The following is a 2,246-nucleotide window of genomic DNA, read 5'->3' on the forward strand; positions in this document are numbered from 1 at the left end:
GCTCACTATGAAGAAATCATCAGCGTAATGTTTTTGTTTAATCTAATGTAAGAATTTTTTTATGAGCGGAGTGGGGTAGCAGGGATGAATCATAGCCGTTGTTGTGTTGCGTTATTACATTTTTTTCTTGAGCTCCATATTTTCTACCCAGAAAAGTTTCGATTTCACGAAGCGAATTATCGAGTCATTTATAATCCTCACTTCGGTATCGTCAAAGTCTAATCGATAATCCTGGGTTATGTCGGTCTCGTTATTACAGCTAAGCATGATCAATTTATTTTCAAAAGTCCATACCCCTTTACCTTTTTCGATTCCAGTATCTTGGGTTTCATTAGACATTCCCACTTGTGCCCAATGTTGTTCGAATTCAAAGGTGCCATTTGAATTAAGGGTCAATTTATAAAGCTGCTTGATTCCTGAACCCTTTTTAATATACTCTCCAACGTATTTATCAGTTTGAGTACAACAAGTTAGACTGGTAAATAGGAATAATATTAATAACCTTGATCTCATTAATTCATTTTATCTAATGCAACACAACTAGTCAATAAACTCAGTTTATTGCGTTTATTTCCCTTTCAAATATACCTTTTTGTTTAATAGATCGAAAGGACTTGTAATATCTGTTAAATTGGTAGTACATACATGTGTGTAAATTTCAGTTGTTTTACTTGAACTATGCCCCAAAAGCTTCTGTATATATCTCAGATTCGTACCATTCTCTAATAGATGTGTCGCAAATGAGTGACGTAGAGTGTGCACAGTGGCAGACGAACGACCCAAAGCTTTAAATTTGGCACGGTTAAAAAATTGCCGAATACTAGATGGGCTGTATTGTTGCTTTGTTTGACCTTCAAATAACCACTTTTTGGGACGGTATATTTTATAATAATCCCTTAATAGTTTTAATAGGTCATTAGAAAGTAATGTAACTCTGTCTTTTTTTCCTTTAGCATTACGAACCCATATCCGCATACTGGAAGAATCAATATCGATAATTTTCAAATTAATGCATTCTGATATGCGTAACCCTGACCCGTAGATAATAGATAATATTGTTCTATGTTTCAGATTACGAGTAGCTTCAATAATTTGATGAACTTCTATTAAGGACAATACCTTGGGTAATGTTTTATGTTTTGTCGGCCTTTCCAGTTCATAAACAGTAACAGGATGCTTCAGTACTTTTTCTATGTAAAATTTTATCGCATTTATGCTTTGATTTTGATAGGATACAGAGACATTTCGATCTGTAACCAACCAAAGATGATACTTGGTAATATGGGTTTTATTTACATGATGCAAAGGCATTGGATATAGATATTTTAAAAATTGACGGAACATATGAACATATGTCTTAATAGTATGTTCACTATAGTTTTTCAGTAATAGCTTTTGCTGCATCAATTCAAGTGACAATCTATAGTTTTGATCTGTAGAACCAAGGCTAGAAGGAGTAGGGATGACTATTGGTAATGATTCTCTCATATAGTGAAAGTCATCAAAAAAAATATTATTTTCGCATTAATAGACGTTTACATACGTATATAAACGTTAAATAATACGACTAATGAATATACGGTTTTGTTTAGCTTGTGAAAAAGAATTGAAAGGGCGGTCAGATAAAAAATTTTGTGATACACAATGTAGAAGTATTTATCATAATACCAATAGACCCACTCATGAACTTTCGATTCGAAGAATAAACAGCAAGCTACGGCGAAATAGAAGATTGTTGGCTCATTTTTGTCCAAGTGGTAAAAGCATAGTTGAGAAAGAAGTTATAGCAAAATTGGGATATAGATTTGAGTTGTTCACTCATATTTTCCCATTTAACAGCGGAACCTATTTTTTTTGCTACGAATATGGATATCTTCCTATAAATGAAAAAGGAACAGAAAAAATGTTAATAGTACACAAACAAAAATATATGGAAAAATTGAGTTTCTACCCTTGGGATTTTAAAATCATAAAACATGATTCAAAATAGAAGATATTTAAACGTAGGTCTTTAATGACTTTTCAAAAATGAATATGCAAGAAAATTTCAATTTCAAAAACGCAAATAGTTCATGCTATTTGTTTGAGTTTTTTGTTTGCTTTGCAAACGAAAGAGGATAAGCAAGAGGATAACACGCTAAAGCGATGTTATTATTTATAATCAATTGAAAATCAATTGACTATGTTTTTCAAGATTAAATTTCTTATCCATTTTTCAAGTAAAAACCTTTGCAGGCCTCATTTTA

Annotated in this window: 3 protein-coding genes; 1 reads left to right on the top strand and 2 read right to left on the bottom strand. The window is 32.0% G+C overall.

The genetic code is table 11. The features are described from left to right. Positions 1–114: 114 nt before the first annotated feature. Together WBN20_RS13235 and WBN20_RS13240 are read right to left on the bottom strand one after the other, a co-directional pair. Positions 115–513 (bottom strand): hypothetical protein, encoded by a 399-nt coding sequence (locus WBN20_RS13235; protein WP_424282040.1) that lies wholly within the window; start codon positions 511–513, stop codon positions 115–117. A gap of 54 nt (positions 514–567) precedes the next feature. Then, on the bottom strand, positions 568–1,488 hold the full coding sequence (locus WBN20_RS13240) for a tyrosine-type recombinase/integrase (RefSeq protein ID WP_424282041.1): 921 nt from the start codon (positions 1,486–1,488) through the stop codon (positions 568–570). Positions 1,489–1,570: 82 nt separating this feature from the next. Here WBN20_RS13240 and WBN20_RS13245 point away from each other — a divergent pair, with 82 nt between their 5' ends. Continuing rightward, positions 1,571–1,990, top strand: coding sequence for a hypothetical protein (locus WBN20_RS13245; RefSeq protein ID WP_424282042.1), 420 nt, complete (start codon positions 1,571–1,573; stop codon positions 1,988–1,990). The last annotated feature ends 256 nt before the right edge of the window (positions 1,991–2,246 follow it).

It is taken from the genome of Eudoraea sp. (assembly GCF_049665975.1).
Taxonomy (GTDB): Bacteria; Bacteroidota; Bacteroidia; order Flavobacteriales; family Flavobacteriaceae; genus Eudoraea.

Coding starts and splice junctions, on each gene's coding strand:
- WBN20_RS13235 (WP_424282040.1), bottom strand. CDS start 513: ATGAGATCAAGGTTATTAATATTATTCCTATTTACCAGTCTAACTTGT.
- WBN20_RS13240 (WP_424282041.1), bottom strand. CDS start 1,488: ATGAGAGAATCATTACCAATAGTCATCCCTACTCCTTCTAGCCTTGGT.
- WBN20_RS13245 (WP_424282042.1), top strand. CDS start 1,571: ATGAATATACGGTTTTGTTTAGCTTGTGAAAAAGAATTGAAAGGGCGG.